Annotated in this window: 25 protein-coding genes; 13 read left to right on the top strand and 12 right to left on the bottom strand. The window is 73.7% G+C overall.

Going from position 1 to position 24,475, the window contains the following annotated elements:
• Positions 1–3: 3 nt before the first annotated feature.
• The 5 genes from hypF to ACFVVO_RS31850 all read right to left on the bottom strand — a co-directional run bounded on the left by hypF (position 4) and on the right by ACFVVO_RS31850 (position 6,225).
• Positions 4–2,352, bottom strand: a complete 2,349-nt coding sequence (hypF, locus tag ACFVVO_RS31830; protein ID WP_390059554.1) for a carbamoyltransferase HypF — start codon at positions 2,350–2,352, stop codon at positions 4–6.
• A complete protein-coding gene (hypB, locus tag ACFVVO_RS31835) occupies positions 2,349–3,074 on the bottom strand; it encodes a hydrogenase nickel incorporation protein HypB (protein ID WP_390059555.1) in 726 nt (241 codons plus the stop codon). Before hypB ends, hypF begins: the two co-directional genes overlap by 4 nt.
• 63 nt (positions 3,075–3,137) lie before the next feature.
• A complete protein-coding gene (locus tag ACFVVO_RS31840) occupies positions 3,138–3,728 on the bottom strand; it encodes a hydrogenase maturation protease (protein WP_390059556.1) in 591 nt (196 codons plus the stop codon).
• On the bottom strand, positions 3,725–5,443 hold the full coding sequence (locus ACFVVO_RS31845) for an enoyl-CoA hydratase-related protein (RefSeq protein ID WP_390059558.1): 1,719 nt from the start codon (positions 5,441–5,443) through the stop codon (positions 3,725–3,727). The genes ACFVVO_RS31840 and ACFVVO_RS31845 overlap by 4 nt, the downstream gene beginning before the upstream one ends.
• 254 nt (positions 5,444–5,697) lie before the next feature.
• Positions 5,698–6,225, bottom strand: coding sequence for a hypothetical protein (locus tag ACFVVO_RS31850; protein ID WP_390059560.1), 528 nt, complete (start codon positions 6,223–6,225; stop codon positions 5,698–5,700).
• Between the two features lie 197 nt (positions 6,226–6,422).
• Here ACFVVO_RS31850 and ACFVVO_RS31855 point away from each other — a divergent pair, with 197 nt between their 5' ends.
• Together ACFVVO_RS31855 and ACFVVO_RS31860 are read left to right on the top strand one after the other, a co-directional pair.
• A complete protein-coding gene (locus ACFVVO_RS31855; protein ID WP_390059562.1) occupies positions 6,423–6,914 on the top strand; it encodes a DUF1360 domain-containing protein in 492 nt (163 codons plus the stop codon).
• Positions 6,915–6,969: 55 nt separating this feature from the next.
• On the top strand, positions 6,970–7,395 hold the full coding sequence (locus ACFVVO_RS31860; protein ID WP_390059564.1) for a DUF2267 domain-containing protein: 426 nt from the start codon (positions 6,970–6,972) through the stop codon (positions 7,393–7,395).
• 32 nt (positions 7,396–7,427) lie between these two features.
• Here ACFVVO_RS31860 and ACFVVO_RS31865 read toward each other — a convergent pair whose 3' ends face one another.
• Complete coding sequence (locus tag ACFVVO_RS31865; protein ID WP_390059566.1) at positions 7,428–7,589, bottom strand: hypothetical protein; 162 nt, start codon at positions 7,587–7,589, stop codon at positions 7,428–7,430.
• A gap of 356 nt (positions 7,590–7,945) precedes the next feature.
• Here ACFVVO_RS31865 and ACFVVO_RS31870 point away from each other — a divergent pair, with 356 nt between their 5' ends.
• Positions 7,946–8,977, top strand: coding sequence for an AI-2E family transporter (locus tag ACFVVO_RS31870; RefSeq protein WP_390059568.1), 1,032 nt, complete (start codon positions 7,946–7,948; stop codon positions 8,975–8,977).
• 71 nt (positions 8,978–9,048) lie between these two features.
• Complete coding sequence (locus tag ACFVVO_RS31875) at positions 9,049–10,173, top strand: aromatic acid exporter family protein (RefSeq protein WP_390059570.1); 1,125 nt, start codon at positions 9,049–9,051, stop codon at positions 10,171–10,173.
• A gap of 44 nt (positions 10,174–10,217) precedes the next feature.
• Here the strand turns inward: ACFVVO_RS31875 and ACFVVO_RS31880 are convergent, their stop codons facing one another.
• Positions 10,218–11,069, bottom strand: coding sequence for a lysozyme (locus ACFVVO_RS31880; RefSeq protein WP_390059572.1), 852 nt, complete (start codon positions 11,067–11,069; stop codon positions 10,218–10,220).
• A gap of 86 nt (positions 11,070–11,155) precedes the next feature.
• Entirely contained in the window at positions 11,156–11,809 is a 654-nt protein-coding gene (locus ACFVVO_RS31885; RefSeq protein WP_390059574.1) for a 1,4-alpha-glucan branching protein, read from the bottom strand.
• A 194-nt stretch (positions 11,810–12,003) separates the two neighbouring features.
• Between ACFVVO_RS31885 and ACFVVO_RS31890 the strand changes: the two genes are divergently transcribed.
• Entirely contained in the window at positions 12,004–12,351 is a 348-nt protein-coding gene (locus ACFVVO_RS31890) for a DUF5133 domain-containing protein (protein WP_390059576.1), read from the top strand.
• Between the two features lie 170 nt (positions 12,352–12,521).
• Positions 12,522–13,439, top strand: coding sequence for an SGNH/GDSL hydrolase family protein (locus tag ACFVVO_RS31895; protein ID WP_390059577.1), 918 nt, complete (start codon positions 12,522–12,524; stop codon positions 13,437–13,439).
• A 60-nt stretch (positions 13,440–13,499) separates the two neighbouring features.
• Here ACFVVO_RS31895 and pgm read toward each other — a convergent pair whose 3' ends face one another.
• The gene (pgm, locus tag ACFVVO_RS31900; protein ID WP_390059579.1) at positions 13,500–15,140 is read right to left on the bottom strand and encodes a phosphoglucomutase (alpha-D-glucose-1,6-bisphosphate-dependent); all 1,641 of its coding nucleotides are present in this window, start codon (positions 15,138–15,140) and stop codon (positions 13,500–13,502) included.
• A 188-nt stretch (positions 15,141–15,328) separates the two neighbouring features.
• Between pgm and ACFVVO_RS31905 the strand changes: the two genes are divergently transcribed.
• Complete coding sequence (locus tag ACFVVO_RS31905; protein ID WP_390059580.1) at positions 15,329–15,946, top strand: DUF4328 domain-containing protein; 618 nt, start codon at positions 15,329–15,331, stop codon at positions 15,944–15,946.
• An 18-nt stretch (positions 15,947–15,964) separates the two neighbouring features.
• On the opposite strand, the gene ACFVVO_RS31910 is transcribed toward ACFVVO_RS31905, so the two are convergent.
• Positions 15,965–16,807, bottom strand: coding sequence for a chitosanase (locus ACFVVO_RS31910; RefSeq protein ID WP_390059582.1), 843 nt, complete (start codon positions 16,805–16,807; stop codon positions 15,965–15,967).
• A 149-nt stretch (positions 16,808–16,956) separates the two neighbouring features.
• Positions 16,957–18,501, bottom strand: a complete 1,545-nt coding sequence (locus tag ACFVVO_RS31915) for an MFS transporter (RefSeq protein ID WP_390059584.1) — start codon at positions 18,499–18,501, stop codon at positions 16,957–16,959.
• 278 nt (positions 18,502–18,779) lie between these two features.
• On the opposite strand from ACFVVO_RS31915, the gene mgrA reads away from it, so the two are divergent.
• The 4 genes from mgrA (at position 18,780) to ACFVVO_RS31935 (ending at position 21,974) form a co-directional block, all read left to right on the top strand.
• A complete protein-coding gene (mgrA, locus tag ACFVVO_RS31920; protein ID WP_390059585.1) occupies positions 18,780–19,823 on the top strand; it encodes an L-glyceraldehyde 3-phosphate reductase in 1,044 nt (347 codons plus the stop codon).
• A gap of 102 nt (positions 19,824–19,925) precedes the next feature.
• Positions 19,926–20,108: a hypothetical protein gene (locus tag ACFVVO_RS31925; RefSeq protein WP_390059586.1), complete on the top strand. Its 183-nt coding sequence runs from the start codon at positions 19,926–19,928 to the stop codon at positions 20,106–20,108.
• Between the two features lie 112 nt (positions 20,109–20,220).
• Positions 20,221–20,706 carry a cation:proton antiporter regulatory subunit gene (locus tag ACFVVO_RS31930; RefSeq protein ID WP_390059588.1) on the top strand — a complete coding sequence of 162 codons (486 nt, stop codon included), beginning with the start codon at positions 20,221–20,223 and terminating at the stop codon, positions 20,704–20,706.
• Between the two features lie 5 nt (positions 20,707–20,711).
• Positions 20,712–21,974, top strand: a complete 1,263-nt coding sequence (locus ACFVVO_RS31935; protein ID WP_390059589.1) for a cation:proton antiporter — start codon at positions 20,712–20,714, stop codon at positions 21,972–21,974.
• A 34-nt stretch (positions 21,975–22,008) separates the two neighbouring features.
• Here ACFVVO_RS31935 and ACFVVO_RS31940 read toward each other — a convergent pair whose 3' ends face one another.
• Positions 22,009–23,196, bottom strand: coding sequence for an ANTAR domain-containing protein (locus ACFVVO_RS31940; protein WP_390059591.1), 1,188 nt, complete (start codon positions 23,194–23,196; stop codon positions 22,009–22,011).
• 239 nt (positions 23,197–23,435) lie between these two features.
• On the opposite strand from ACFVVO_RS31940, the gene ACFVVO_RS31945 reads away from it, so the two are divergent.
• Positions 23,436–23,609: a CsbD family protein gene (locus ACFVVO_RS31945; protein WP_390059593.1), complete on the top strand. Its 174-nt coding sequence runs from the start codon at positions 23,436–23,438 to the stop codon at positions 23,607–23,609.
• A gap of 180 nt (positions 23,610–23,789) precedes the next feature.
• Entirely contained in the window at positions 23,790–24,239 is a 450-nt protein-coding gene (locus ACFVVO_RS31950; RefSeq protein ID WP_390059595.1) for an ATP-binding protein, read from the top strand.
• Positions 24,240–24,475: the final 236 nt, after the last annotated feature.

Consider the following 24,475-nt stretch of genomic DNA (forward strand, 5'->3'; position numbering starts at 1 on the left):
GGGTCACTCCGTCTCGTGGTGGTTTGCTGTTCCCGCGACCATGAGCTGGCCGAGCGCCAGCCCGCCGTCGTTGGGCGGCACCTCGTGGTGCCGCAGGACGGTGAAGCCGTCCGCGCCCAGCAGTGCGGCGCACTCCTCCTCCAGCAGTCCGTTGGCGAAGACACCGCCGGTGAGGGCCACGGTGGTCGGGCCGGCGGACCGGCGGGCCCGCCGGCAGACCTCCGCGACGGCCCGCGCGACCCCGCGGTGGAAGCGGGCCGCGAGCACCGGCGCGGGGGTGCCGCGCCGGTGGTCGGCGAGGAGCGCCTCCAGCAGGGGTGCGGCCTCCATCCGGTGGCCGGCCCCGAAGCGGAAGGGGTAGGCGCCGGTGTCCGTGCCCCAGGCCTCGGCCGCCGCGGCCTCCAGTTCCAGCGCGGCCTGCGCCTCGTACGCCGTGCGGTGGCAGACGCCGGCAAGCGAGGACACGGCGTCGAAGAGGCGGCCCATGCTGGAGGTGGGCACGCAGGCGACATCACGTTCCAACTGCTGGCGCAGTACGAAGAGTTCGGCGTCGGTGCAGGCGAGAAGGCTCGGCAGGTCCGGCTCCCACGGGAGCCCGGCGGCCCACAGCCGGGCCAACGCCAGCCGGCACGGGTTGGCCACGCCGGCGTCACCGCCGGGCAGCGGGGCCGTGGCCAGGTGGGCGTAGCGGCGGAAGCCGGAGTAGTCGGCCAGCAGTACCTCGCCGCCCCACACGGTGCCGTCGTCGCCGTACCCCGTGCCGTCGAAGGCGACGCCGATCACCGGTGTGGTTCCGTCGAGGCCGTGTTCGGCCATCGCGGCGGCGATGTGGGCGTGGTGGTGCTGGACCAGCGCGGGCGGTGGCAGGCCGCGTTCCCCGGACAGGCGCCGGGCCCAGCCTGTCGAGTGGTAGCGGGGGTGCCGGTCGGCGGCGATCAGCCCAGCGGTGACGCCGGTGAGGCCGGTGACATGGCGTTCGGCCCGCGCGGCGGCGTCGAGGGTGGCGAGGTCGCCCATGTCGCCGATGTGCGGCCCGAACCAGGCCTGGTCGCCGTCACCGAGGCACAGGGCGTTCTTCAGGTCTCCGCCGACGGCGAGCACGGGGCGGACCGGGACCGGCAGGCGCAGCGGGCGGGGGACGTATCCGCGGGAGCGGCGCAGCACCTGTTCGGTGCCGTCGGGGCGCACCCGCAGCAGGGAGTCGTCGCACGGGGAGGCGATGGGCCGGTCGTGGGCGAGCCAGGCGTCGGCGAGGCCGGTGAGGCGGTCCAGCGCCTCGGTGTCGTCGGTGACGATGGGTTCGCCGGAGCGGTTGCCGCTGGTCATGACGAGGACGCGCGGTCCGGGGGGATCGCCGGGCAGTCCGAGGAGCAGGGTGTGCAGGGGTGTGTAGGGCAGCATGACGCCCACGTGCGGGCTGCCCGGGCAGACCTGGTCGGCGAGCCGGGGTCCTGCCGTGGTCCGGCGGCGGCGCAGCAGGACGATGGGGCGGCGGGCACTGGTGAGGGCGGCGCGTTCGGCGGTGGTGAGGTCCGCGAGGTCCCGCACCGTGCCGAGGTCGGCGCACATGACGGCGAAGGCCTTGCCGCCGCGCTCCTTGCGGTCCCGCAGGGTGGCGACCGCCCGTGCGTCGGTGGCGTCGCAGGCCAGGTGGTAGCCGCCGACGCCCTTGACGGCGACGATCCGCCCGGCGGCCAGCAGCGCCCGCGCCGTGGCCAGGGCGTCGGCGTCCCGGGCCGGGCGGACGCCGGTGCCGGCGGCCGGGATCAGGGTGAGCCGCGGGCCGCAGTCGGGGCAGGCGACGGGCTGGGCGTGGAAGCGCCGGTCGGCGGGGGCGCCGTACTCGCGGGCGCAGGGGGGACACAGCGGGAAGCCGGCCATGGTCGTGGCCGCGCGGTCGTAGGGCATCGCGGTGGCGATGGTGAAGCGGGGGCCGCAGTGGGTGCAGGTGATGAACGGGTGGCGGTGCCTGCGGTCGGCCGGATCGGCCAGCTCGCGCAGACAGTCCGGGCAGGTCGCGGTGTCCGGCGGGAGCTGGGTGCGGCCCGTGGACTCACCGGTGGGGCGGATGGCGAAGGGTTCGGCGGCACCGGTGGCGGGGACGTCCTCGCAGCCGACGCCGGTCACGACGGCCAGCGGGGGCGGCTCCTTCACCAGCCGGTCATGGAAGAGGGCCACATCCGCCGCCGGGCCCTCGACCTCGATGAGCACGCCGCTCGCGGTGTTGCCGACGAATCCGGCCAGGGCCAGCTCGGCGGCCAGGCGGTGCACGTACGGCCGGAAGCCGACGCCCTGCACCGTGCCGCGCACGGTGATCCGGCGGCGCACCCGGCCGGTGACGGGCGCGGTCACGAGGCGGGGGCTGAGGCGGGGTGGTGGTGTCCGTGGGGGTGCGGGGCGAGCGGCGGCCGGTGCGGCGGGGCCGTGTGGCGGGCGGCGAGGGCGTGTTCCAGGAGGGTGTCGGACCCGTCGCCGGTGCGGGCGCAGGACCGTACGATCTCCACGCCCGGGTTGACGCGCTGGACGTTGGCCCGGAAGGCGGCCTCGTCGAAGCCGGCCGCCTCGGCCAGGTCGGTCTTGGTGATGACGACCAGGTGGGCGGAACCGAACGCGGTCGGGTACTTCAGCGGTTTGTCCTCGCCCTCGGTGACCGCCATCAGCACGATCCGCAGGGTCTCGCCGAGGTCGTAGGAGGCCGGGCAGACGAGATTGCCGACGTTCTCCACGAAGAGCACCGCGGTGTCCTCCGGCAGCCAGCCCTCGAGGTGCCCGCGTACCTGCCGGGCCTCCAGATGGCACAGTCCGTCGGTGAGCAGCTGCCGGACCGGCGCGCCCGAGCGGGCCAGCCGGACGGCGTCGTTCTCGGTGGCGAGGTCGGCGGTGAGCGCGGCGACGGGCACGTCCCGCTCCACCGCCCGCGCCAGGACCCGGCCGAGGAGTTCCGTCTTGCCGCTGCCGGGGCTGGACAGCAGGTTGACCACCGTCACGCCCTTCAGCGCCAGGTCCTCGCGCAGACTCGCGGCCAGGTCGTCGTTCTTCGCCAGGACGGCCTGCTTGACGTCGGACCGGCACATGGGGGCAGCTCCTCGCGGTCGTGGGACGGAAGGCCCCGGCCGCGCCCTGCGCGGCCCGGGGTCTCACCGATCTTCGGCCGCGTCGGCCGTGAGGCGGGGCAGCGCAGCCGTGTGCGGGGGCCCGGATTCCATCGGGCGGCCCAACGGCGGCGCGGGTGCGGCGGGATCGGCCAGCAGGACGGGGACGAGCGTGTGCAGCGCGTCGACGGCCCGGCCGACGGCCTTTCGCACCGGTGCGCTGAGTCCCGGCAGGATGTCCTCGTCGCCTGAGGGCAGGACGGCGGGCTCGCAGGCGAGCACGAGGACGCGGGGCAGCGGCTCCTCGCCCAGGTGGGTGGCGAGGGCCAGCACCTTCTCCGGGTCGAGGCCGTGGGCCTCGGGCGCGACGGCCCCGTCGGGTGGTTCGGCCTCGACCAGGGTGAGGGTGCCGGGCCGGTGTCCGCGCGGGGCCGCGTCGACCAGGACGGCGGTGGCACAGCCGCCGAGCAGCGCGTAGGCGAGGTCCATGCCGCGGATGCCGAAGTCCCGCACCGTGGCCCCGGGCGGCAGCGGGCGCCGGCCGAGGGCGCTGATCACCTCGGGGCCGAAGGCGTCGTCGCCGAGGAAGATGTTGCCGACGCCCGCCACGAGCAGCCGGCCGGGCGGGGCGCTCATCCGAGGTCTCCCGCGACCGGGGCCAGTGGCCGGACGGAACCGGTCGGCTTCTTGCGCACGAAGGCGGAGCGCAGGGCGTGGTACGGGGCTGCGGGGTCGAAGAAGACGGCGTGCATACGGGCGAGTTCATTGCGCCGGTACTCCGCGAGGGGCCGCCGCGCCTCGTCGAGGCGGCGGGCCCCGTCCTTGGCGGCGATCCGCCGGGCGAGGTCCGGGGCGGCGGCGAGGTCCGCGGCCAGCCGCTCGACCTGGGCGCCGAACTCCCCCGGCGCGGCGGGCACCAGCCGGTCCACCAGTCCGATCCGGCCGGCCGCGGCGGCGCTGAGCGGCAGCGCCTCGGTGGTCAGCCGGTGGGCGAGGCCGTCTCCCACCCGGCGCGGCAGGGTGTAGGTCCAGAACTCGGAGCCGTACAGGCCCATGCGCCGGTAGTGCGGGTTGAGGACGGTGCCGGTGCGGCACCACACCTCGTCGGCGGCGAGGGCGAGCATGGCGCCGCCGGCGGCCGCGTTGCCGGGGAGCGCGGCCACCACCAGCCGGTCGGTGGTACGCAGCACCGCCTCCACCAGGTCGTCCATGGCGTTGAGGTTGATCCAGGACTCCTCGGCCGGGTCGGCGGCCGCCTCGATGACGTTCAGGTGGATGCCGTTGGAGAAGAAGTCCCGGTCCGAGCCGAGCACCAGTACGGAGGTGGGGCGGGCGAGCGCGTACCGGTAGGCGGTGAGCAGCCGGCGGCACTGCTCGGTGCTCATCGCGCCGCCGGGGAAGGCGAAGGTCAGGAAGCCCGCGTCGCCGCGCCGGCGGTAGCGGATGTCGCTCCAGGTGCGCCGGTCCGGGGGCGGTTCCAGGGGGACGGTGTCCTCGGGCAGGCGGGGGGCGTCCGGGAACGAGGCGAGTACGGAGGCGGCCGGGCGCCGGAAGGGCGCGGGGTCGCCGGAGTTCCTGCGCGGGCGCAGTTCCGGGATCCACACGGCACCGTCGCGGGTGGCGCGGCAGACCGCGCCGGACCGGGTGGCGAGCAGTTCGCCGGGGCGGCCGCGGAGCAGGTCCTCGGGGTGCCCGCCGTGCAGGAACACCTCCCGGCCGAGGAGTTCGTCGAGGACGCCCGGCTGGGAGTCGGCGCCGCGCAGCTTGCGCAGCACGGCCTCGGTGCCGTCGTTCTCCCAGTCGATCCGGCGCCGCTCCTGCCGGAAGAAGTCGCGCCACACGATGGGCGGGGCGGTGCCCGGGTCGCCGGTCTGCGGGCGGGGTTTGTACGAGGCGCCGGCGTACCGGCGCACGGCGAGCAGGACGGCGGCCGCGGCGGCGTCGGAGGCCTCGTTGCGGTACAGGTCGCTCTTGCCGACGGGCGGTACGGGGAAGGGTTCCGACGCCCAGATGTCGCCCGCGTCCATGGCCGCCTCGGCCTGGAGGACGGTCACGCCCCAGTGCGGGGCCTGTTCGGCGATCGCCCAGTCCAGGGCGGACGGGCCGCGGTCGCCGGGCGGTCCCGGGTGCACGATCAGGCAGGTGTGGTCGCGCCAGACGTCCTCGGGCAGGGCCGACTTCAGCATCGGCGCGACGACCAGGTCGGGGCGCCGCTCGCGGACGGCGACCCGGACCGGGTCGGTGCCCTGCGTGGCGAGCACGACGTCCACCCGGTGACCCAGGTCCGACAGCTCGGCGTACACCCGTTGGGAGAGGCTGTTGAACGCGCTTGCGACGAGCAAAATGTCCATGACGCGGCATGTTCGTCCTTCCACGGGGTGCCGTGAAGAACCGGTGCGGCGTTTCGTCAGGCTCGGTCGGATACCTTCCGCCAACCGGCTCGCACGGCGCGCTTTCTGAACGTTCGGCGTCGCTTGGCGTTCGCCGGGCTCGCCGGGCGTTCGCCGGGTCGGCTTGGCGTGCTCCGGCCGCGAGCGGCGGGCGGCGGACGGCCGTGAGGCGACGGTCGGCCCTCAGACGGCGAGCGGCGGGCGGCGGACGGCCGTCAGGCGGCGAGCGCCGGTCCGGCCGCGAGGCGGTCCAGGAGCTCGTGGTGGTGGAGCGCGGCCACGGGGGCGAGCAGGTCGGGGTGGCGCAGCAGCGCGGCGGCGCTCCGGTCGCCGTCGTCGGGGGCGAGGAGCCGCCGGAACTCCTCCGGCCGGCCGGAGGTGTGCTCCGAGCCGGCGAGTGCGCCGACGGCCGGTCCGGCCAGCGCGGGATCGGTCAGCAGACCCGCGGCCCAGCTGGCCACGACCTCGTCGACCCAGGTGCGCCAGGCCCACTCCTCGGCCGTGCCGTCGCCGCCCGAGTCCGCGCCGGTGACCCAGTCCAGGCGCACCGCGCCACCGGGCCCGGCCATGGTGACCAGGGCCGCGTCGATCTCGGTCGGATACCGCAGCCACGCGGCGACCGTCACGGCCTGCCGGGCCTGCGCCTCGCAGCGGGCCGTGGCCAGCGCGCCGCCGCACGCGGGGTAGGCGCCGGTCAGCCAGCGGGCCGTCGCGGCGATGAGGGGAGAGAGGTCTGTGAGCACTGCCGGACCGTCCGAGATGGGTATGGGAACCGGGGGTCCACGCCACGGTAGCGCCCAGCCCGGCGCCCGTGGGGCGGCTGGGAACTTCGTCATATGTGGCTTCAACCACCTCACGGCGGCGGTGACGTGTGGCCCCCGGGCGCCCAGGGAACTCGGGGCGTGCCCGCCGCCGGGCAGGGCGCGCACCGGGAGGCCCCATGACGACGGACGACGCACAGTACGACGAGCGGGGCGAGGTGCCCCTGGCGGGTTACGCCGCTCTCGCCTCCGTGTTCGCCACGAGCGTGGGCACGTACGCGGTGGTGGCCCGGCGCCGGGGCGTGCGGCTGCCGCGGGAGCTTCCGCCGTGGGACGTCGCCCTGCTGGGCACGGCTACGTACAAGGTGTCCCGGCTGCTCACCCGGGACAAGATCACCAGTTTTCTGCGCGCGCCGTTCACGCGCCGCGCCGACGAGGGCGAGGCCGGCGAGGTCATGGACGAGCCGCGGGGCACCGGCATGCGCAGGGCGGTGGGCGACCTGATGGCGTGCCCGTTCTGCACCTCGGCCTGGGTGGCGACGGCACTGATGTGCTCCTACGCCGCGTCGCCGCGGCTGACCCGGCTGGTCGGCGGGGGCTTCGGCGCGCTGACGGTGGCGGACTGGCTGCAGTACGCGTGGACGTGGACCCAGCGGACGGCCGACGGCTGAGCCGGCCGCCGGGCCGGGCAGCCGTGCCGCCGCCCACGAGGAAGGAACCGGCCTGATGCATCACGACGAGATGATCGGAAAGGTGCGGACGCTGGCCCGGCTGCCCGACCGCGGCACGGCGGAGCGGGCGACGCGGGCGGTGGTGAGCACGCTGTCGGAACGGCTGCCGTCCGGGCTGGCCCGCCATGTGGCCGCTCAGCTGCCACCGGACCTGGCGGCCTCCATGCGCCGAGCGGCCGACGAGGCCGGCGCGGACGCGGGTCACGCGGGTGAGCGTTTCGGTCTCGCGGTGTTCGCGGGACGGATCGCCGACCGGGCGGGTACGGACGAGGACACGGCCCTCAGGGAGGCGGCGGCCGTCCTGGAGGTGCTCGACGCGGCCCTCGCCCCGGAGCTGACCGAACGGATGGCCGGCGCGCTCCCCTCGGACATCCGGGAACTGCTCCCGGTCGAGCGCGCCGCGGGAGAGGGCGGGGAGTAGAGGCGACGGGGACGGCCGGGAGCGGCCGTCCGTCACCGCCGGTGCGGCACCCGTCCCCAGAGGCGCCGGAAGAAGGGCCGCCGCCGGGCGTGCCGCGCCCCGGTCGGCCGGGTGACCCAGCGGTCCTCGACCTGGTCGAGGCCGAAGAGCAGCACGCTGAGCGCGGGAAGCAGCAGAAGTGCGACGAAGACCACCGGAGGAACTCCTCCCTGCGAGTACGGCAGGCGAGTGCCCGTCCCGCCGCGGTCCCAACGTCCACGAGGTGTGAAGGTCCTGTGACGCCCCAGCGCGTCGGTGGAAACGGACGGCGCCGGGCGGGCACGGGCGCGTTGTGCCGGTACGGCGCCCGCCTGCCCGTAACGTTCTCGACAGCGACCAATAGTCACACAATGGACACGGCGAGCGCACGGGAGGCCGGGTGGGCGGTCCGGGAGGGCGGACGGGCCGGGGACGCCGGACGCGTCGGACGGTGCTGGGCAGCCGGTCCGCGCACTCCGTACGGCTCCCGGCGGGCGCCCGTCCCGGTCCCGACACTTCGGTGGCGGGGCGGATGGTGCCGTGGCTTCGGATCACCGCGGCCTACGCCTGGCGGCTCATCCTGGTCGGCGTCGCGGTGTACGGCGTCTTCACCGTGCTCGGCCGCTTCCAGCTCATCGCCGTGGCGCTGTTCCTCGCTCTCATCATCACCTCGGTCCTGCGCCCGCTCGCCGATCTGCTCGGCCGCGTCCTGCCCCGACCGCTGAGCGTCGCCGTCGCGCTGGTCGGCAGCCTGTTGCTGCTGCTCTCCCTGCTCGCGCTCGTGGGCAACGCGGTGGCGAGCGAGTCGGCCACGCTGGCGGGTGAGTTCCGCGGCGGGGTGCGCCGGATCGAGCTGTGGCTCCAGCGCCCACCGCTCCGGCTCAGCGCGGGCCGGCTCTCCGCCCTGGAGAACCAGGTGACGAACTACATCGACGCCCATCGGTCCAGACTGCTCAGCAGCGCGGTGACGCAGCTGGGCAAGGTGGTGGAGCTGGTCACGGGCGGCGCGCTCGCGCTCTTCGCCTCGGTGTTCTTCATCCACTCCGGTGAGCGCCTGTGGGCGTGGGCACGCGACCAGCTGCTGCCGAGCGGGGCGCGCGTCGCCTGGGACCGGGCGGGGAGCACGGCCTGGCGGACGTTCGCCGGGTACACCCGGGGCATCATCATCGTCGCGGCCACCAACGCCGTACTCGTCGGCATCGCCCTGCTCGTGCTGCGGGTACCGCTGGCGCTGCCCCTGACGCTGCTGGAGTTCTTCGCCACGTTCGTGCCCCTGGTCGGCTCGCCGGTGGCGCTCGGAGTGGCCACCGTGGTGGCCCTGGCCGGGCGGGGGCCGCTGACGGCCATTGCCGTGCTGGCGCTCATCGTCGTCATCGGCCAGTTCGAGGGGCATGTGCTGCACCCGCTGGTGCTGAGCTGGGCGGTCCGGCTGCATCCGCTCGTCGTCGCCGTGTCCGTCATCGCGGGCAGCATCGTGGGGGGAGTGATCGGGGCGGTGGTGGCCGTCCCGTTCGTCTCGGTGGTCTGGGCGGTGCTGCGCGTGCTGCGCCCGGCTCCGCCCTGAGTGTGACGGCCGCGGCGGCATGGAGACCCGCTTCAGGTGGCACTCGGTGCGTTGTGCGTGGAATGCGATTGATGTGGCAAGGGGTACGGCGGGATCTGTCGGAGGCGGTGGCGGCGGTGCGCCGGGCCGCCGCGGGGCCCGGCCGGGAGCGGGATCTGGTCGTGCAGGCGCTGAAGGCCGCGCTGGCCGCCTGGGTGGCCTGGGCGGTGGCGGGCTGGTGGCTCGAGGCGCCGGTGGCGTTCGTCGCGCCCTGGGTGGCGGTGGTCCTGGTGGAGTCGACCGTGTACCGGTCCATCGCGCGCGGGTTGCAGCAGCTCGCCGCGATCGCGGCCGGCACGGTCGTCGCCACCGCCGTCGGGCTGCTGCTGAGCGACACGATGACCGCGATGGCGATCGTCCTGCCCGCGGCGCTGCTGCTGGGGTACTGGCGGCGCCTGGGCAGCCAGGGGATCTACGCGGCCACCGGTGCCCTGTTCGTCCTGACCGGCGGGTCCGTGTCGGTCGGCACCTCGGCGGCCCGGCTCGGCGAGGCCCTCTTCGGCGCGCTGGTCGGCATCGCCGTCAACGCGCTGATCCGGCCGCCGGTGTACCTGCGCGACACCAGTGCGGTACTGCGGGACGCGACCGACGAGGCCCACGACATCCTGCGCGACGTGGCCGACGGGCTGGCCGAGGCCCGCTGGGACGCCGAGGATGCCGGTGCCTGGCACGAGCGCGCCCTTCGTCTGCGCTCCCGGGTGGAGCAGGCCCATGCCGCGGTGGACCTCGGCCGGGAGAGCCTGCGGGTCAACCCGCGCCGCCGGAACGGAGCCGCGGCGCTGCCCGGGAAGGGATACGACGACGCCGTCCTGGTGCTGGACCACGCGGCCGTGCACACCGCGGGCGTGACCCGTACGGTGCTCGAGGCCGCGGCGCAGGACCGCCCGTCGCCCCGGCCGCACCCGGAACTCGCCCGCCGCTACGCGGCGTTCCTGTACCAGACCGCACACGCCCTGCGGCTCTACAGCCACAGCCGGTTCGGTCATTCGAGCGAGGACGGACTGCGCGAGGCGGTGGCGGAACTACGCGGCACGCTCCAGGAACTGCGCCGGGACCTGGTCCGTTCGACGACGGACGACCCGGACGACATCGCCACCTACGGGGCGTTGCTCGCCCAGGCCCACCGGCTGGCCGACCGCCTGGTCGTGCCGTCCTGAACCCGTCGGCGGCGGGCGGGGTGCCGCCCGCCCTCGACGGCACGTCAGCCCTTGGCGAGCGCGACGATCTTGTCCACCGACCCGTCGAACCTGTCGTGGTCGCCGACCGTCGGACCGGTGGAGGTGTACTGCCACATGGTGTACGCCGACCAGCCCGAGGGCAGCGTGCCCGCCGACGAGGCGTAACGGGCGATCCAGAGCGGGTTGTTCGCGCCGAAGCCGCCGTAGTTGCCGGTGCACTGGCTCCACCAGCTCGTGGCCGTGTAGATGACGGCGTGGCGGCCGGTGCGGGTCTTGTAGCGGTTCAGGAAGTCGCGGACCCAGGTGACCATCCCGCTCTGCGACTTCCCGTAGCAGTCGTCGCCGTACGGGTTCCACTCGATGTCGAGCACACCGGGCAGGGTCTTGCCGTCCTTGGACCAGCCGCCGCCGTGGTCGACGAAGTAGTCGGCCTGGGTGGCGCCGTTGGTGGTGTCGGGGGTAGCGAAGTGGTAGGCGCCGCGGATCATGCCGGCGTCATGGGACCCGGTGTACTGCTGCTTGAAGTAGGGGTTGGTGTAGTACGTCCCCTCCGAGGCCTTGGTGTAGGCCCAGCGGACGCCGCTGCTCCACAGCGTCGGCCAGGCGACGTTGCCCTGGTAGCTGGCGACGTCCACGCCTTCGGTCTGGGTGGCCCGGGGAACCGTCGGCGTGGCCTCGTCCGTGGGACCGGTGCCGTCGTGGGTCAGTACTCCGATGCCCATGTAGGCGCTACCGCGCTCGGGCGTGGACCCGCCGGCCGGCGAGGGCACGGCCGCGGGTGTCGTCAGGGACAGTAGGAGGCCGGTCAGAGCGCCGGTGACGGACCAGCGTGAGCGGCGGCGATGAAGGGTTATATGGCTTCGCACGGGATCCATCTGACCCGGGGTCGGACCGCACCGCACTCCGGATACGGCCGTGCGGTGTCACTCCGACCGGACATTCGGCCATGCGGGTGCGGTGCTCAGCGGGTGCCCAGGGTCATGAGCACGGCGCCGAGGCGGGTGCCGTCCGGTCCCGGCCAGCCGCCCGCGACATGACCGAGCGGGTCGCCGTCGGGCCGCGGCGGGTTCCCGGCGACGGAGACGGGGACGCGGTGGACATGAAGGGTCGTGCCGTGCGGCACGGGCAGGTGGGTGCCGTGTTCGTCGTCGGCGGGGCGCGGGGTGAGTTCCCCCCGGGGGAACGGCACTCCGGTGTAGGCGCGGGTCACCTCACGGTCGGGTGCGTCGGTGATGCTCTGCGCCATGGCCCGGGCCCGGCCCTCGATCAGCGAGAGCAGCTCGGTGACCAGCACCGGGTCGTGGCAGCCGTCGTAGACCCAGCGCCTGCCCAGCACACCGTGCTCCGAGGTGCCGATCAGCGCGTGCTCGCCGCCGGCCCGCGGGGCGCCGCGGTAGGTGAGCGGGACCAGGTAGGCGACCGGCTCGGGGCCGGAGGTGTCGGTGGTCACCATGAACTCGATCCCGACCTCGCCCGCCGGATCGTCCAGCCGGAAGCCGCCGGACTTCTCCAGTTCCGGGGCTGGTCCCCCGCGGTACCAGGGGCGGGTGGGCAGCCATTCGGCGAGGAGTTCCAGCTTGGTCGGCGTGAGGGTGGTGCGGTGGATGACGGCCATGCGCCAACTCCTCCTGGGTCGTGGGGACATGGGCGCCCCCAGCTTTTCACATCCGTGCGACGGCATGATCGGCTTCGCCGGGGGCCGACGGGCGGATCGGGTTCGCGGCGGATCGGGGGACATGCCGGGCCGGGGCGCGGGTAGTCGGCTCCCGACCTGATCGACGTCGGCTTCGCACCAGGAAGGCGGATCTCATGCTGATGGCACACCCCGCGGTACTGAAGGACCTGATCGCCCAGTACGAGACCCTCACGCTGCTCGGAGCCGAGGAAAGTACTCCGCAGGCCCGGCAGCGGCTGGCGGACATCGCCTACTCGCTGTGCGTGGCCACGGGGACCAAGGACGTCGACATGGCGCTGATAGCCGCCCGTCACCGCCTGTCCGGAGCGCGCCCCGAGGACGACTCGCTGCTGGGGCCCACCGCCGTGCTGGACACGGCTCCCCTGATGGACCGGGCCGCCATGACGGACCCCGCCGCCATGACGGACCCCGCCGCCATGACGGACCCCGCCGCCGTGGCGGAACCGGCGTCCGGGGTCTGACGGTACGGCTGCCGGCGCGGCGCGCGCAGTCGCGCCCGCCCCTCCCCCGGCGGCCGCGAATGTTCCTTCCCGCTTATGGCCCGCGCGACCTACTGGGCGGTATACAGGCCCAGTTGAAACGCGGACCGCCGCTGGGGCGGGCCGTGTGCCCGGCCTCTGGGGGAGGAACCATGGCGAACGACACGCGCGCGGCCGACGGGGCGAGAGGCCGGCGGCGGACCACCGTACTGGGGACGGCACTCGGGGGCTGCGCCCTCGTCGTCGCCGCCACGGTGCCCGCCGCCGCCCACCCCGTCGGACACGGCCACGAGCTCACGTATGTCTCCCTCGGGGACTCCTACACCTCGGGCCCGCTCATCCCGCGGCAGGTGAACGCCGACTGCGCCCGCTCCGACCACAACTACCCCTCGCTGCTGGCCTCGTGGCGTGGGGCGAGCACGTTCGAGGACGTGAGCTGCGCCGGGGCCACGACGAACGAGATGTGGCAGGCGCAGGGGAGCAACGCGGCACAGCTCGACGCGCTGGACCGGAACACCGACCTGGTGACGGTCCAGATCGGCGGCAACGACGTCGGGTTCGGCTCGATCATCGGCACCTGCGCCCGTCTCGGCGCCCAGGAACCGGCCGGCAATCCCTGCGAACGCTCGTACAAGGCCGCCGGGTACGACCAGTTGGCGCTCGCCGTCCTGCGGACCGCGCCGAAGATCGACCAGGTGCTGCGGGCCGTGCACCGGCGCGCACCGCACGCGCGGGTCCTCCTCGTCGGCTACCCGGACCTGCTCCCCGACGACGGCGTCGGCTGCTTCCCGGCGGTGCCGTTCGCGGCGAAGGACTTCCCCTACCTCCGGGACACCGAGAAGCGGCTGAACCTGATGCTGCGCACGGTCGCCGCGTGGAACCGGGTCGAGTACGTCGACACCTACGGGCCCACGGTGGACCACGACATGTGCAAGGCGCCCGCCGACCGCTGGATCGAGCCGCTGCGGCCGGCCGCGCCCGCGGCCCCCGCACATCCCAACGCGCGGGGCGAGGACGCCATGGCGCGGACCGTGCTGGACCGGCTGGACCACGGACACGGGCGCGGCTGAGCACCGCGCGGCGACGGCCCCGGCGCGGGCGCGCCGAGGCCGTCGTACGGTCCGCGGGGCTCAGCCGCCGAGCGCGGCCTGGACCACGCCCTTGGCCTCCTCCTGCACCCGGGCGAGGTGGTCGGGACCGAGGAAGGACTCGGCGTAGACCTTGTAGACGTCCTCGGTGCCCGAAGGGCGGGCCGCGAACCAGGCGTTGGCGGTGGTGACCTTGATCCCGCCGATGGCGGCGCCGTTGCCGGGCGCCTCGGTGAGGACGCCGGTGACCGCCTCACCCGCCAGGGTGTCGGCGGTGACCTGGGCCGGGGACAGCTTGGCGAGCAGCGCCTTCTGCTCACGGGTCGCCGGGGCGTCGATGCGGGCGTAGGCGGGTTCGCCGAAGCGGGCGGTCAGGCCGGCGTAGTGCTCCGACGGGGTCCGGTCGGTGACCGCCGTGATCTCGGAGGCGAGCAGGGCCAGCAGGATGCCGTCCTTGTCGGTGGTCCACACCGAGCCGTCCCGGCGCAGGAAGGACGCCCCGGCCGACTCCTCGCCGCCGAAGCCGATGGTGCCGCCGGCGAGCCCGTCCACGAACCACTTGAACCCGACCGGCACCTCGACCAGTTGCCGGTCCAGGTCGGCGGCGACCCGGTCGATCATCGTGGAGGAGACCAGGGTCTTGCCGATGCCGGTGCCGGCGGGCCACCGCTCGCGGTGCCGGAAGAGGTAGGAGATGGCGACGGCGAGGTAGTGGTTGGGGTTCATCAGGCCCGCGTCCGGGGTGACGATGCCGTGCCGGTCGGCGTCGGCGTCGTTGCCGGTGGCGATACGGAACCGGTCGCGCTGCTCGATCAGCGAGGCCATGGCGTACGGCGACGAGCAGTCCATGCGGATCTTGCCGTCCCAGTCCAGCGTCATGAACCGCCAGGTGGGGTCGGTGTTCGGATTGACCACGGTCAGGTCGAGGCGGTGCTGCTCCGCGATCCGGCCCCAGTAGGCGACGGAGGCACCGCCGAGCGGGTCGGCGCCGATGCGCACCCCGGCCGCGCGGATCGCGTCGAGGTCCAGGACGCTCGGCAGGTCGCCGACGTAGGCGCCGAGGAAGTCGTAGCGCTGAGTGGTGCCGGCGGCGAGCGCGCGGGAGTACGGCAGCCGCCGTACCTCCTTCAGGCCGCCCGTGATGATCTGGTTGGCGCGGTCCTGGATCCAGGACGTCGCGTCCGAGGCCGCCGGACCGCCGCTGGGCGGGTTGTACTTGAAGCCGCCGTCGGCGGGCGGGTTGTGCGACGGGGTCACGACGACGCCGTCGGCGAGACCGCTGTCTCGGCCCCGGTTGTGGGTGAGGATGGCGTGCGAGACGGCCGGGGTCGGGGTGTAGCCGTCCGCGCTGTCGATGAGCACGGTCACGTCGTTGGCCGCGAACACCTCCAACGCGGTGACCCTGGCGGGCTCCGACAGGGCGTGCGTGTCGGCGCCGAGGAACAGCGGGCCGTCCACGCCCTGTGCCGTGCGGTACTCGCAGATGGCCTGGCTGGTGGCGGCGATGTGGTCCTCGTTGAAGGCACTCGCCAGGGACGAACCCCGATGTCCCGACGTGCCGAACGCCACCCGCTGGCCGGGGTCGGCCGGGTCGGGACGCAGCGCGTAGTACGCCGTGACCAGTCGGGCCACGTCGATGAGGTCCTCGGGACCGGCCGGCCGTCCCGCTCGCTCGTGCGGCATGAGTCCGCTCCTCCGCATCGGTGTGATCGATCGCTCGGGGCCCATCTTTCCCCGTCGGGGCCCCGGCGTGCGAGTGCGCCCGCGCCGATCGGGCCGCACCGCACTCCGGACTGCCCTATGATCCGCTTCTCCGACGATCATCTTCAGCCACGCTCCCGTGTGCCCCTACGTCAGGCAGGTAACCGCCCGTGCCCGGACCCACCGTCAAGGCTCCCTGGCTGCTCGCCCGTTTCGCTCAGGCCGCCGTGGCCGCGGCGGCCGTGGCGGACGTCTTCCGGGCCGTGACCGTGCGCGCGCACGACCTCCATCCGCGGGACACGCCCGTGAGCGTGACGGGGCACGCGTCCCAGGTGTACGTGAACCTGATGATGGTCGCGACCGTGCTGTTCCTGGTCTGGTTCACCCGCTGCCGGCGCATCGCGCAGTCGCTGTGCCCCAGCCCCCTCCCGGGCTCGGCCCCGTGGGCCGTGCTCTCCTGGCTGATCCCGGTGATCAACATGTGGGTGCCGCGGGGGCTTGTCCTCGACGTCCTCCGCGCGCACGGTCCCGGCGCGGCCGGGCGGCGCGACCGGGTGCTGGTGAACGTCTGGTGGGCGACGTGGATCGGGCACGCGCTGGTCGCCGCCGTGAGCGGCGTCCGGGGGCAGGGGACGTCGCTCGCCCTGCTCCTGGTGGCCGAAGGTCTGGAACTGGCCGCGGGCGCCCTGGCGATCGCCGTGATCCAGCGGGTCACGGCGCGGCAGGCCGCCGCGCTGGGATCGGCGCTCCCGGTCCCGGGCGCCGCGCGCCTGCCGCGTCTGTCGTAGCGTTTCGCCCGTGGGCCTTCAGCCGATGTGGTAGCTGTCGCCGTACACCTTCCAGTCCAGCGGCGTGTTCAGGTCGAGGTTGCCCTTGCGCAGGAAGACCCGCTGCGCGGTGTCGACCCTGCTGGTGTCACTGTGGGCCTCCTCCTGCTTCATGGCCCACACCCGCGCGTCGAGGAAGGCGTTCAGGTACGCCGTCTCGCCGCCGCCCTGCGCCGGCGGCCTGGCGCTGCGCAGGGCACGGCGGCGGATGTTGCGGAAGCTGGTGGGATCGTCGCCGTCGCCGTGCATGACGATGGCGTCGTAATAGGCGAACTGGCCGAGGGCGCGCAGCCCGTCCGCCTTGCCCTGGGCGACGGCGGGGTCGAAGTAGACCCGGTCGCGTTCGTCGTTCTGCGCCTGCTGGAAGGCCGGGTCCTGGGCGGCCCTGCGCCAGTCCCGGGGGTAGTCGGGGTCCAGGCCGTCGTGCGAGTCGGTGCCGTCGACCCGGCGCAGGGCGGGCAGGTACCGGGCCAGGGCGTTGCCGGGCCCGCGGTCGGTGTAGAGCTGGACGAGGTCGAGCATGTCGCCGGTGCCGGAGCAGAAGCCGATGATGCCGGCGGTGTAGCCGCGTCCGTCGCCGATGTCCTCGATGTACTTGTACTGGGCCTTCCAGTCGAGCGAGGAGTTCTCCGCGCTGGAGACGAGCCGCATGGCGATCTCCTTCTTCGCCGGGTCGTCGAGGCCGGGCGCGGCGGCCGAGGCCCGTGCGGCCCCCGGGCCGCCGGCGAGCAGGGTGCCGGTGGCGGCGGCGCCCAGCAGGACGACGGCGGTGCGACGGGAGAGACGGGCGTGGGCTGTCGGCTTGCGGTCTGTATGTGCCACAGGGGCTCCAAGGGGAGGTGGGGGGCTGCGAGTTGGTCCGTGCCGAACTGATAGGAAAGTTTCCTATCGTGTGCGGGGACCCGTAACCCGTCCCGCGCGAAGTTCGTAGGATCGAACAGTGCGCTCCCCGGGGCCGCCGCCGGGCGGGCTCACCCGTGCGGCGTCCCGGCCCGCTCCCGCGCGACGGCGTACAGCTCGTTCGAGGTGGTGATCAGCTCCCGCCGCTCCTCCTGCGAACCCACCATCGGCTGCGATCCGCTGAGCGGCACCTGGGCGCTCTCCGGCAGGAACTTCACCGTCAGCAGGCCGATCGCGCCGGCCAGCATCAGGTAGTAGGCCGGCATCAGGTCGTCGCCGGTGGCGCCGACCAGCGCGGCGGTGACCAGCGGCGTGGTGCCGCCGAACGCGGCGACGGCGATGTTGAAGCCGATACCCATGGCCGCGTAGCGGACGGCGGTCGGGAAGAGCGCGGGCAGTGTGGCCGCACTGGGCGCGGCGAAGCAGGCCAGCAGGGTGGACAGCAGCAGCACGCCGAGGATCGGCGGCCAGGTCCCCTCCGCCTTGATCAGCAGGAACGCGGGAACGGCCAGCAGGATCATGGCTGCCGCGGCGACCGCGTACAGCGGACGCCGGCCGAAGCGGTCGCTGAGCCGGCCGAGGAAGGTGATCAGCAGGACGATCCAGACCATGCCGATCAGCACCAGGACGTCGGCGGAAGCGCTGGAGCGGTGCAGCGTCTCGGTCTGATAGGTCGGCAGATAGCCGGTGACCATGTAGTTGGTGACGTTGTAGAGCAGCACCAGGCCCATGCAGATGAGCAGGGCGGGCCGGTGGTTCTTCACGATGTCCTTGAGCTCGCCGCCCGCCGACTCCTGCGCCAGGCTCTTCTCGTGCTCGTCCAGTTGCTGCTGGAAGGCCGGGGACTCCTCCAGCTTGAGTCGCATGTAGAGGCCGATGACGCCGAGCGGCCCGGCGATCAGGAAGGGGACCCGCCAGCCCCAGGAGAGCATCTGGGCGTCGGTCAGCATCAGGTTCAGCGCGGTCACCAGGGCCGAGCCGAGGGCGTAGCCGACGAAGGTGCCGAAGTCGAGCCAGCTGGAGAGGAATCCGCGCCTGCGGTCCGGCGAGTACTCGGCGACGAACGTGGTGGCGCCGCCGTACTCGCCGCCGGTGGAGAACCCCTGCACCATACGGGCCAGCAGGAGCAGCACCGGAGCGGCGATGCCGATGGTGGCGTAGCCGGGGATGATTCCGATGGCGAAGGTTCCCACCGCCATCATGATCATGGTGGTGGCGAGCACCTTCTGCCGGCCTATGCGGTCGCCGAGCGGCCCGAAGACCAGGCCGCCGAGGGGCCGTACGACGAACGCGGCGGCGAAGGTCGCGAAGGAGGAGATCACCTGGGCCGCCGGGGAGGCGCCGGGGAAGAACACCTTGCCGATGGTGGCGGCGAGGTAGCTGTAGACGCCGAAGTCGAACCACTCCATGCAGTTGCCGAGCGCGGAGGCGCCGACCGCGCGCCTGAGCAGCGGCGGTTCGACGACCTGGACGTCGTCCTTGCGGAAGGCCCGCCGGTTGCGGCGGAGCCTGCGGGCCAGCTCTTCGCGGACCTGGCGCGGCAGTTCCGCGACGGCCTCCGGAGTCCTCGGCCTCGCCCCGGCCCGGCGTTCGCCCTCAGGCGTCACCTCGCTCATGGGCGCCTCCCTTCCCACTGCCCGCCGGCCCGGCCCCCGATCGGCCGGCCCTTCTCACCGCGGGCCTCGTTCGTCTGCCCCGCTTCGCACCCGCCACACAGCAAAGTGATCGCGCCCCCACCGGTCACCGGGTGCCGCACCGTGCCCCGATTCAGAAACCGGACCGCTCAATGCCATGGCGGGCGGCGGTTGGACTTACGAATCATGGAGGCGCAGGGTGGACATGCCCCCTCGCACACGACGGGCACCCCCCTACGGCACCACCCGGAGACGACCCGATGAACCACGTCGCGGACCCCGCTCGCTACGACGGCACCATGCGCTACCGGCGCACCGGCCGCTCGGGACTGGACCTCCCGCTCCTGTCCCTGGGCTACTGGCACAACTTCGGCGACGACCGCCCCTTCGAGGCCCAGCGCGAGATCGCGCTGCGCGCCTTCGATCTCGGGATCACCCACCACGACCTGGCCAACAACTACGGCCCGCCGTACGGCGCCGCCGAGATCAACTTCGGCCGGTTGCTGCGGCGGGACCTCGCGCCGTACCGGGACGAGCTGGTGATCTCCACGAAGGCGGGCTGGGACATGTGGCCCGGCCCCTACGGTCAGGGCGGCGGCTCCCGCAAGTACGTGCTGGCCTCGCTGGACCAGTCGCTCAAGCGCATGGGCGTGGACTACGTGGACGTCTTCTACTCGCACCGGCTGGACGCGACCACGCCGCTCGAGGAGACGATGGGCGCGCTGGACACCGCCGTCCGCCAGGGCAAGGCCCTGTACGTCGGCATTTCCTCCTACGACGCCGAGCGCACCCGGCAGGCCGCCGCGATCCTGCGCGAGCTGGGCACGCCGCTGCTGATCCACCAGCCGTCCTACAGCATGCTGAACCGCTGGATCGAGACCGACGGCCTGCTGGACACGGCCGAGGAGGAGGGGTTCGGCGTCATCGGCTTCACGGCGCTCGCCCAGGGGCTGCTCACCGGCCGCTACCTGGACGGCGTGCCCCAGGACTCGCGGGCCGCGGCCGGCAAGTCCTTCGACCCGGCCTGGCTGACCGAGGACATGCGGAACCGGCTGCGCGCCCTGAACGACATCGCCGCGCGCCGCGGGCAGAGCCTCGCGCAGCTGGCGCTGGCCTGGGCGCTGCGCGACGAGCGGGTCACCTCGCTGGTCATCGGCGCCTCGCGCACCGAGCAGCTGGAGCAGAACGTCGCCGCGCTGGAGAACCTCGAGTTCAGCGCCGAGGAACTGGCCGAGATCGACAAGTACGCCACCGACGGCGGCGTGGACCTGTGGCGGGAGGCGCGCCAGGGAACCCTCGGGTGATGTCTGGCACTGAGTGACACAGACCCGTAGACATAAGGAAAAAGTCGGACATAATGGAAGTCATCCGGACCCGCGACCGCGACTCGAGGAGCCGCTCCCCGTATGGCTTACGGAGCCCACCAAAGCCCCTTCCCGCCGCCCCACCCCGACCTCGGCCTCGCCCGTCACTGCGAGCACTGCCTCGGCTGGGGAACCGTCGTCACCCGCGACGGCGAGCACGAACTGTGCCGCACCTGTCAGCCCGACCCGTACGGCGGCGAGAGCGGCCTCGGCTCCGCCTTCTAGCTGCCACCCTCCCCCCGCTCGACCGGGGCCCCGCACGGCCGTGCGCCGCGAAGGGTTAAGATCCCGGCAATGGTTTCCCCAAGAAACCTTCAAATCGAGCAGGGGGGCGGTCATGGCCGCAGCGCGCACCAGCAGTACGCCGTTGCCGGGAATCGGTGTGCGGTACGACCTGGCGACGCGGGAGCGGCAGCGCCTGTCGGTGGTGGCCCACCGTGACGGCGCGAGAACACTCAGCGCGTACCAGGGCGACGATCCCGACGCCTGCGCCCTGTCCGCGCGGCTCACCGGCGCAGAGGCACAGGCGCTGGCCGAGGCCCTCCAGGCGACGCACCACAGCCCGAACCTGCTCTCCACCACGGAGCTGGGCCTGGTGGCCGAGCGGATCGAGCTGTCCGCGGCCTCCCACTGGAACGGCCGGCTGCTCGGCGACACCCGGATGCGCACCGAGACCGGGGTCTCCATCGTGGCCGTGCTGCGGCGCGCCGAGGCGATCCCCTCGCCCGGCCCCGGATTCCGGCTGGCCGGCGGGGACACGCTGATCGTGATCGGCACCCGCGAGGGCGTCGACGCGGCCGCCGTCATCCTCGGCCGGGAGTGACGCGGATGCACTCCTCCGCGGTCTTCCTCATCGAGTTCGGCGCGATCATCCTCGGCCTCGGGCTGCTGGGCCGGCTCGCCGCGCGCCTGAGCTTCTCCCCCATCCCCCTGTACCTGCTGGCCGGGCTGGCCTTCGGCGAGGGCGGGCTGCTGCCGCTCGGCGCGAGCGAGGAGTTCGTGGCGATCGGCGCCGAGATCGGTGTCGTCCTGCTGCTGCTCATGCTGGGCCTGGAGTACACCGCCAGTGACCTGGTCTCGAACCTCAGAACCCAGTACCCGGCCGGGATCGTCGACGCCACCCTCAACGCCCTGCCCGGTGCCGTCATGGCGCTGCTGCTCGGCTGGGGTCCGATCGCCGCCGTCGTCCTCGCCGGCATCACCTGGATCTCCTCCTCCGGTGTCATCGCCAAGGTCCTCGGCGACCTCGGCCGGATAGGCAACCGGGAGACGCCAGTGATCCTCAGCATCCTGGTGCTGGAGGACCTGTCGATGGCGGTCTACCTGCCGGTCGTCACCGCGCTGCTGGCCGGGACCGGTCTCGCGGCGGGCAGCGTCACACTGGCCGTGGCCCTCGGCGTCGCCGGGCTGGTCCTGCTGGTGGCGGTGCGGTTCGGGCGGCACATCTCCCGCTTCGTCTCCAGCGACGATCCGGAGAAGCTGCTGCTCGTCGTGCTGGGACTGACCCTGCTGGTGGCCGGCGTCGCCCAGCAACTGCAGGTCTCGGCGGCGGTCGGCGCGTTCCTGGTCGGCATCGCGCTCTCCGGCGAGGTCGCCGAGGGCGCGCACAACCTGCTCGCGCCGTTGCGGGACCTCTTCGCTGCGGTGTTCTTCGTCTTCTTCGGCCTGCACACCGACCCGGCCAGCATCCCGCCGGTACTGCTGCCCGCCCTCGCCCTGGCGGTCGTCACGACGCTCACGAAGATCGCGACGGGCTACTGGGCGGCGCGCCGGGCGGGCATCTCGGCGAAGGGCAGATGGCGGGCCGGCGGCACCCTGGTGGCCCGCGGTGAGTTCTCCATCGTCATCGCCGGTCTCGCGGTGACCGCGGGCATCGGCTCCGACCTCGGCCCGCTGGCCACGGCGTACGTCCTCATCCTGGTGGTCCTCGGACCCCTCACCGCCCGCTACACGGAACCGGTCGCCCGCCGGCTGGCCGCCCTGGGCAGCCGCCGTACGGCACCGGCCGCCGGGCCGGCCGCGGGCGACGCGTCACTCGCCGAGGACGCCGAGCCCGTACGGCGCGACCAGGACACGGTCGGCCGCTCCTGACCCGAGCACCGGGAGGCACGAGGGCCCGTACCCCTCAGCCGCCCCACTCACCGCCCCGTGCGTGCAGGTACTCCAGGGCGTCCAGCACCACGGTGCGGCGGTACCACGAGCGCCAGGCGGCCAGGTCGGCGGCCAGCTCGTCGAGGGCGGCCTCCTGCCCCCGGTCCAGCCAGGCGCCCGGGTCCGCCCGGTGCACGGAGAGCACCCCCTTGCAGTCCCCCTCGGCGGTCATCATCGGAGTGCTGTGCACGGCACGGCTGCCCGCGGCCAGCGTGGCCCGGCCGACGGGGTGCCCGGCCAGCTCGGGATCCGCGGCCACGTCGGCCACGGTCACCGGCCTGCCGGCCGCCCGGGCCCGGGCGCACACCGCGGGCGGACCGCAGACCAGGGCGAGACAGTCTCGGTAGGCGGCGTCCAGCGCGTGGTGGGCCTCCAGGACGAGGGTCTCCTCGCGGGTGTGGTCGGGCAGGTGGATCTCCGCCGCGTCCGCGTCCGTCAGGGTCACCGCCGCGAAAACAGCCGCCTTGAGTACCTGTCGGCGGTCGCGTACGTCCACCGGGTCGGGCAGCGCGAGGACGGGCGGCAGCAGGTGCCGGCGTCCGGGGAACCACTCCCCCGGCGCGTGCGGCGCCGGCGCGCTCACCACCGCCGCGGCCAGCACCCGCAGCGGCACGTTGTGGTGCTGGGAGCCGTCCCGGAGCAGGGCGAACGCCTCCTCGGGGCCGGGCAGGCGGTAGCGGGCCAGCAGGATGCCCTGGGCGATCCCGATGAGCCCGCTGGTGCGCGCCTTCGCCCGCAGCCCGAACACCTCGCTGCGCACATCCTCCGGCGGTGCTTCCGGCGCTCCGGGCCGCGGCCCGGCGGCTGCCGCGCGGCACACGGCCGCCAGGGCCTCCTCCAGGGTGGGACACAGCAGGACGCCCGGCAGTTCGGCGGCCGTGAGCACGGCGCGCACCTCGGGACAGGCGCCGCTGACCAGAACCGGCCCGGTCGCGAGGTGCCGGGTGCGGGCGTCCAGGGCGTCCCGGACCTCGGTGCTCATCCGGCTGACCCCCGAGACGTCCAGGACCAGGCGCAGCCCGCGCCGGTCGGCGCGCGCCAGCCGCAGGTCCAGTTCGCGGCCGAGCGCGCCGGCGCCGTACCGGTCCAGGGTCCCCGACAGGGTCAGTACCACCACCCGGTCGGCCACCGGCAGCACAGCCAGCGAGGCGCCCGCCGTCACGGCGCGCCACCCGCGGGATTCACGTGCACGTACATGTCACGACCCGGTCGGTGCGGACCTCCGTCCGCTCCCCACCGGCTCCTTCTCCACCTTGTTCCCGGCCGTCGTGAAAAGGCAAGCGGAGACGGGGACGGCGGGGCCGTCGGACCGCGCGGCGGAAAGGGGCGGGTTTGGACCGGGACAGAACGGCAAACCGGATGTCGACCGCACACCGGAACGACGTTGGGATGTGACCACCCATGGCTGGCAACCAGAAGGCAAAGGCCAAGGCGGAGCAGGCCAAGGGCAAGGCCAAGGAGACCATGGGCCGCGCCGTCGGCAACGAGCGCATGGAGGCGGAGGGCCGCATGGAGGGCGCGCGTGGGGACGCCCGGGAGGCCAAGGAGAAGGGCAAGGACGCCTTCAAGCACTGACCGGCACTGAACCGGAACAGCCTGCCGGGGCAGGCCGGGAGATCGAACGACCCGATTTCCACGGCCTGCCCCGGTTCGCGTGTACTTGATCGACCCCCCAGTGGGTATCCGCCACAAGGACGGCACGAGCCTCCTCGATCAGGAAGGGACCCCGACCCCGGAGGAAGAGGGCAACGAGGCATGGACATCCACCTGTCGACTCACACGGCCACACGGGCCCGCCCCGGGCCCCTGCGGCACAGCCGCACCTGGGATTCCGGCGCTCCCTGCATCGCCGAGGCGAGGGACGCGGTCGGCGCCCTCCTGGCACGGGCGCGGCCCGCACCGGGCCGGCGCGCGGTCCAGGATGCCCAGCTGGTCGCCAGCGAGCTCGTCACCAATGCCGTCAAACACGCTCCCGGCCCGTGCACGCTCCGGCTGGAGCTGGCGCCCGACGCCACCACGCTGAGCATCACGGTCGTCGACACGTCGCCGGACCGGCCCCGGCAGCCCCCGCCCGACCCGGGTCGGGTGGGCGGCCACGGGCTGCTCCTGGTGAACATGCTCAGCGGCGGCCTGGAGGTCACCCCGCTGCCGCGCGGCAAGCGCGTCACCGCCACCGTCGCGCTGCACGCCGGCACCGGCTGGTGACACACGGCGGCCGATCCGCCGCTGGACGCCGCCTTCGAACCCAGCCCCCGGCCGGAAGCCGCCACCGCCTTCCCCGACGGCGATACCCTCCTGCTCAGCTCAGCGTCGTCGGGGCGGCCGAGGATGTGGGCATAGTGAGCCGCAACTGCCGGCCTGGCGCGAGGCCGGGTCGATGCCCGCCTCCAGGGTGACGCCGACCTGACCGTCCGCGGGCCTGCGCCCGCACGAACACCAGC

Origin of the sequence: Streptomyces sp. NPDC058145, assembly GCF_042884245.1 — a bacterium.
Lineage (GTDB): Bacteria > Actinomycetota > Actinomycetes > Streptomycetales > Streptomycetaceae > Streptomyces.

Bases quoted from the DNA above. Each gene is read 5' to 3' on its own strand.
- hypB (WP_390059555.1), bottom strand. From the start codon at position 3,074: ATGTGCCGGTCCGACGTCAAGCAGGCCGTCCTGGCGAAGAACGACGAC.
- ACFVVO_RS31840 (WP_390059556.1), bottom strand. From the start codon at position 3,728: ATGAGCGCCCCGCCCGGCCGGCTGCTCGTGGCGGGCGTCGGCAACATC.
- ACFVVO_RS31845 (WP_390059558.1), bottom strand. From the start codon at position 5,443: ATGGACATTTTGCTCGTCGCAAGCGCGTTCAACAGCCTCTCCCAACGG.
- ACFVVO_RS31855 (WP_390059562.1), top strand. From the start codon at position 6,423: ATGACGACGGACGACGCACAGTACGACGAGCGGGGCGAGGTGCCCCTG.
- ACFVVO_RS31860 (WP_390059564.1), top strand. From the start codon at position 6,970: ATGCATCACGACGAGATGATCGGAAAGGTGCGGACGCTGGCCCGGCTG.
- ACFVVO_RS31870 (WP_390059568.1), top strand. From the start codon at position 7,946: ATGGTGCCGTGGCTTCGGATCACCGCGGCCTACGCCTGGCGGCTCATC.
- ACFVVO_RS31875 (WP_390059570.1), top strand. From the start codon at position 9,049: ATGTGGCAAGGGGTACGGCGGGATCTGTCGGAGGCGGTGGCGGCGGTG.
- ACFVVO_RS31880 (WP_390059572.1), bottom strand. From the start codon at position 11,069: ATGGATCCCGTGCGAAGCCATATAACCCTTCATCGCCGCCGCTCACGC.
- ACFVVO_RS31885 (WP_390059574.1), bottom strand. From the start codon at position 11,809: ATGGCCGTCATCCACCGCACCACCCTCACGCCGACCAAGCTGGAACTC.
- ACFVVO_RS31890 (WP_390059576.1), top strand. From the start codon at position 12,004: ATGCTGATGGCACACCCCGCGGTACTGAAGGACCTGATCGCCCAGTAC.
- ACFVVO_RS31895 (WP_390059577.1), top strand. From the start codon at position 12,522: ATGGCGAACGACACGCGCGCGGCCGACGGGGCGAGAGGCCGGCGGCGG.
- pgm (WP_390059579.1), bottom strand. From the start codon at position 15,140: ATGCCGCACGAGCGAGCGGGACGGCCGGCCGGTCCCGAGGACCTCATC.
- ACFVVO_RS31915 (WP_390059584.1), bottom strand. From the start codon at position 18,501: ATGAGCGAGGTGACGCCTGAGGGCGAACGCCGGGCCGGGGCGAGGCCG.
- mgrA (WP_390059585.1), top strand. From the start codon at position 18,780: ATGAACCACGTCGCGGACCCCGCTCGCTACGACGGCACCATGCGCTAC.
- ACFVVO_RS31925 (WP_390059586.1), top strand. From the start codon at position 19,926: ATGGCTTACGGAGCCCACCAAAGCCCCTTCCCGCCGCCCCACCCCGAC.
- ACFVVO_RS31930 (WP_390059588.1), top strand. From the start codon at position 20,221: ATGGCCGCAGCGCGCACCAGCAGTACGCCGTTGCCGGGAATCGGTGTG.
- ACFVVO_RS31935 (WP_390059589.1), top strand. From the start codon at position 20,712: ATGCACTCCTCCGCGGTCTTCCTCATCGAGTTCGGCGCGATCATCCTC.
- ACFVVO_RS31945 (WP_390059593.1), top strand. From the start codon at position 23,436: ATGGCTGGCAACCAGAAGGCAAAGGCCAAGGCGGAGCAGGCCAAGGGC.
- ACFVVO_RS31950 (WP_390059595.1), top strand. From the start codon at position 23,790: ATGGACATCCACCTGTCGACTCACACGGCCACACGGGCCCGCCCCGGG.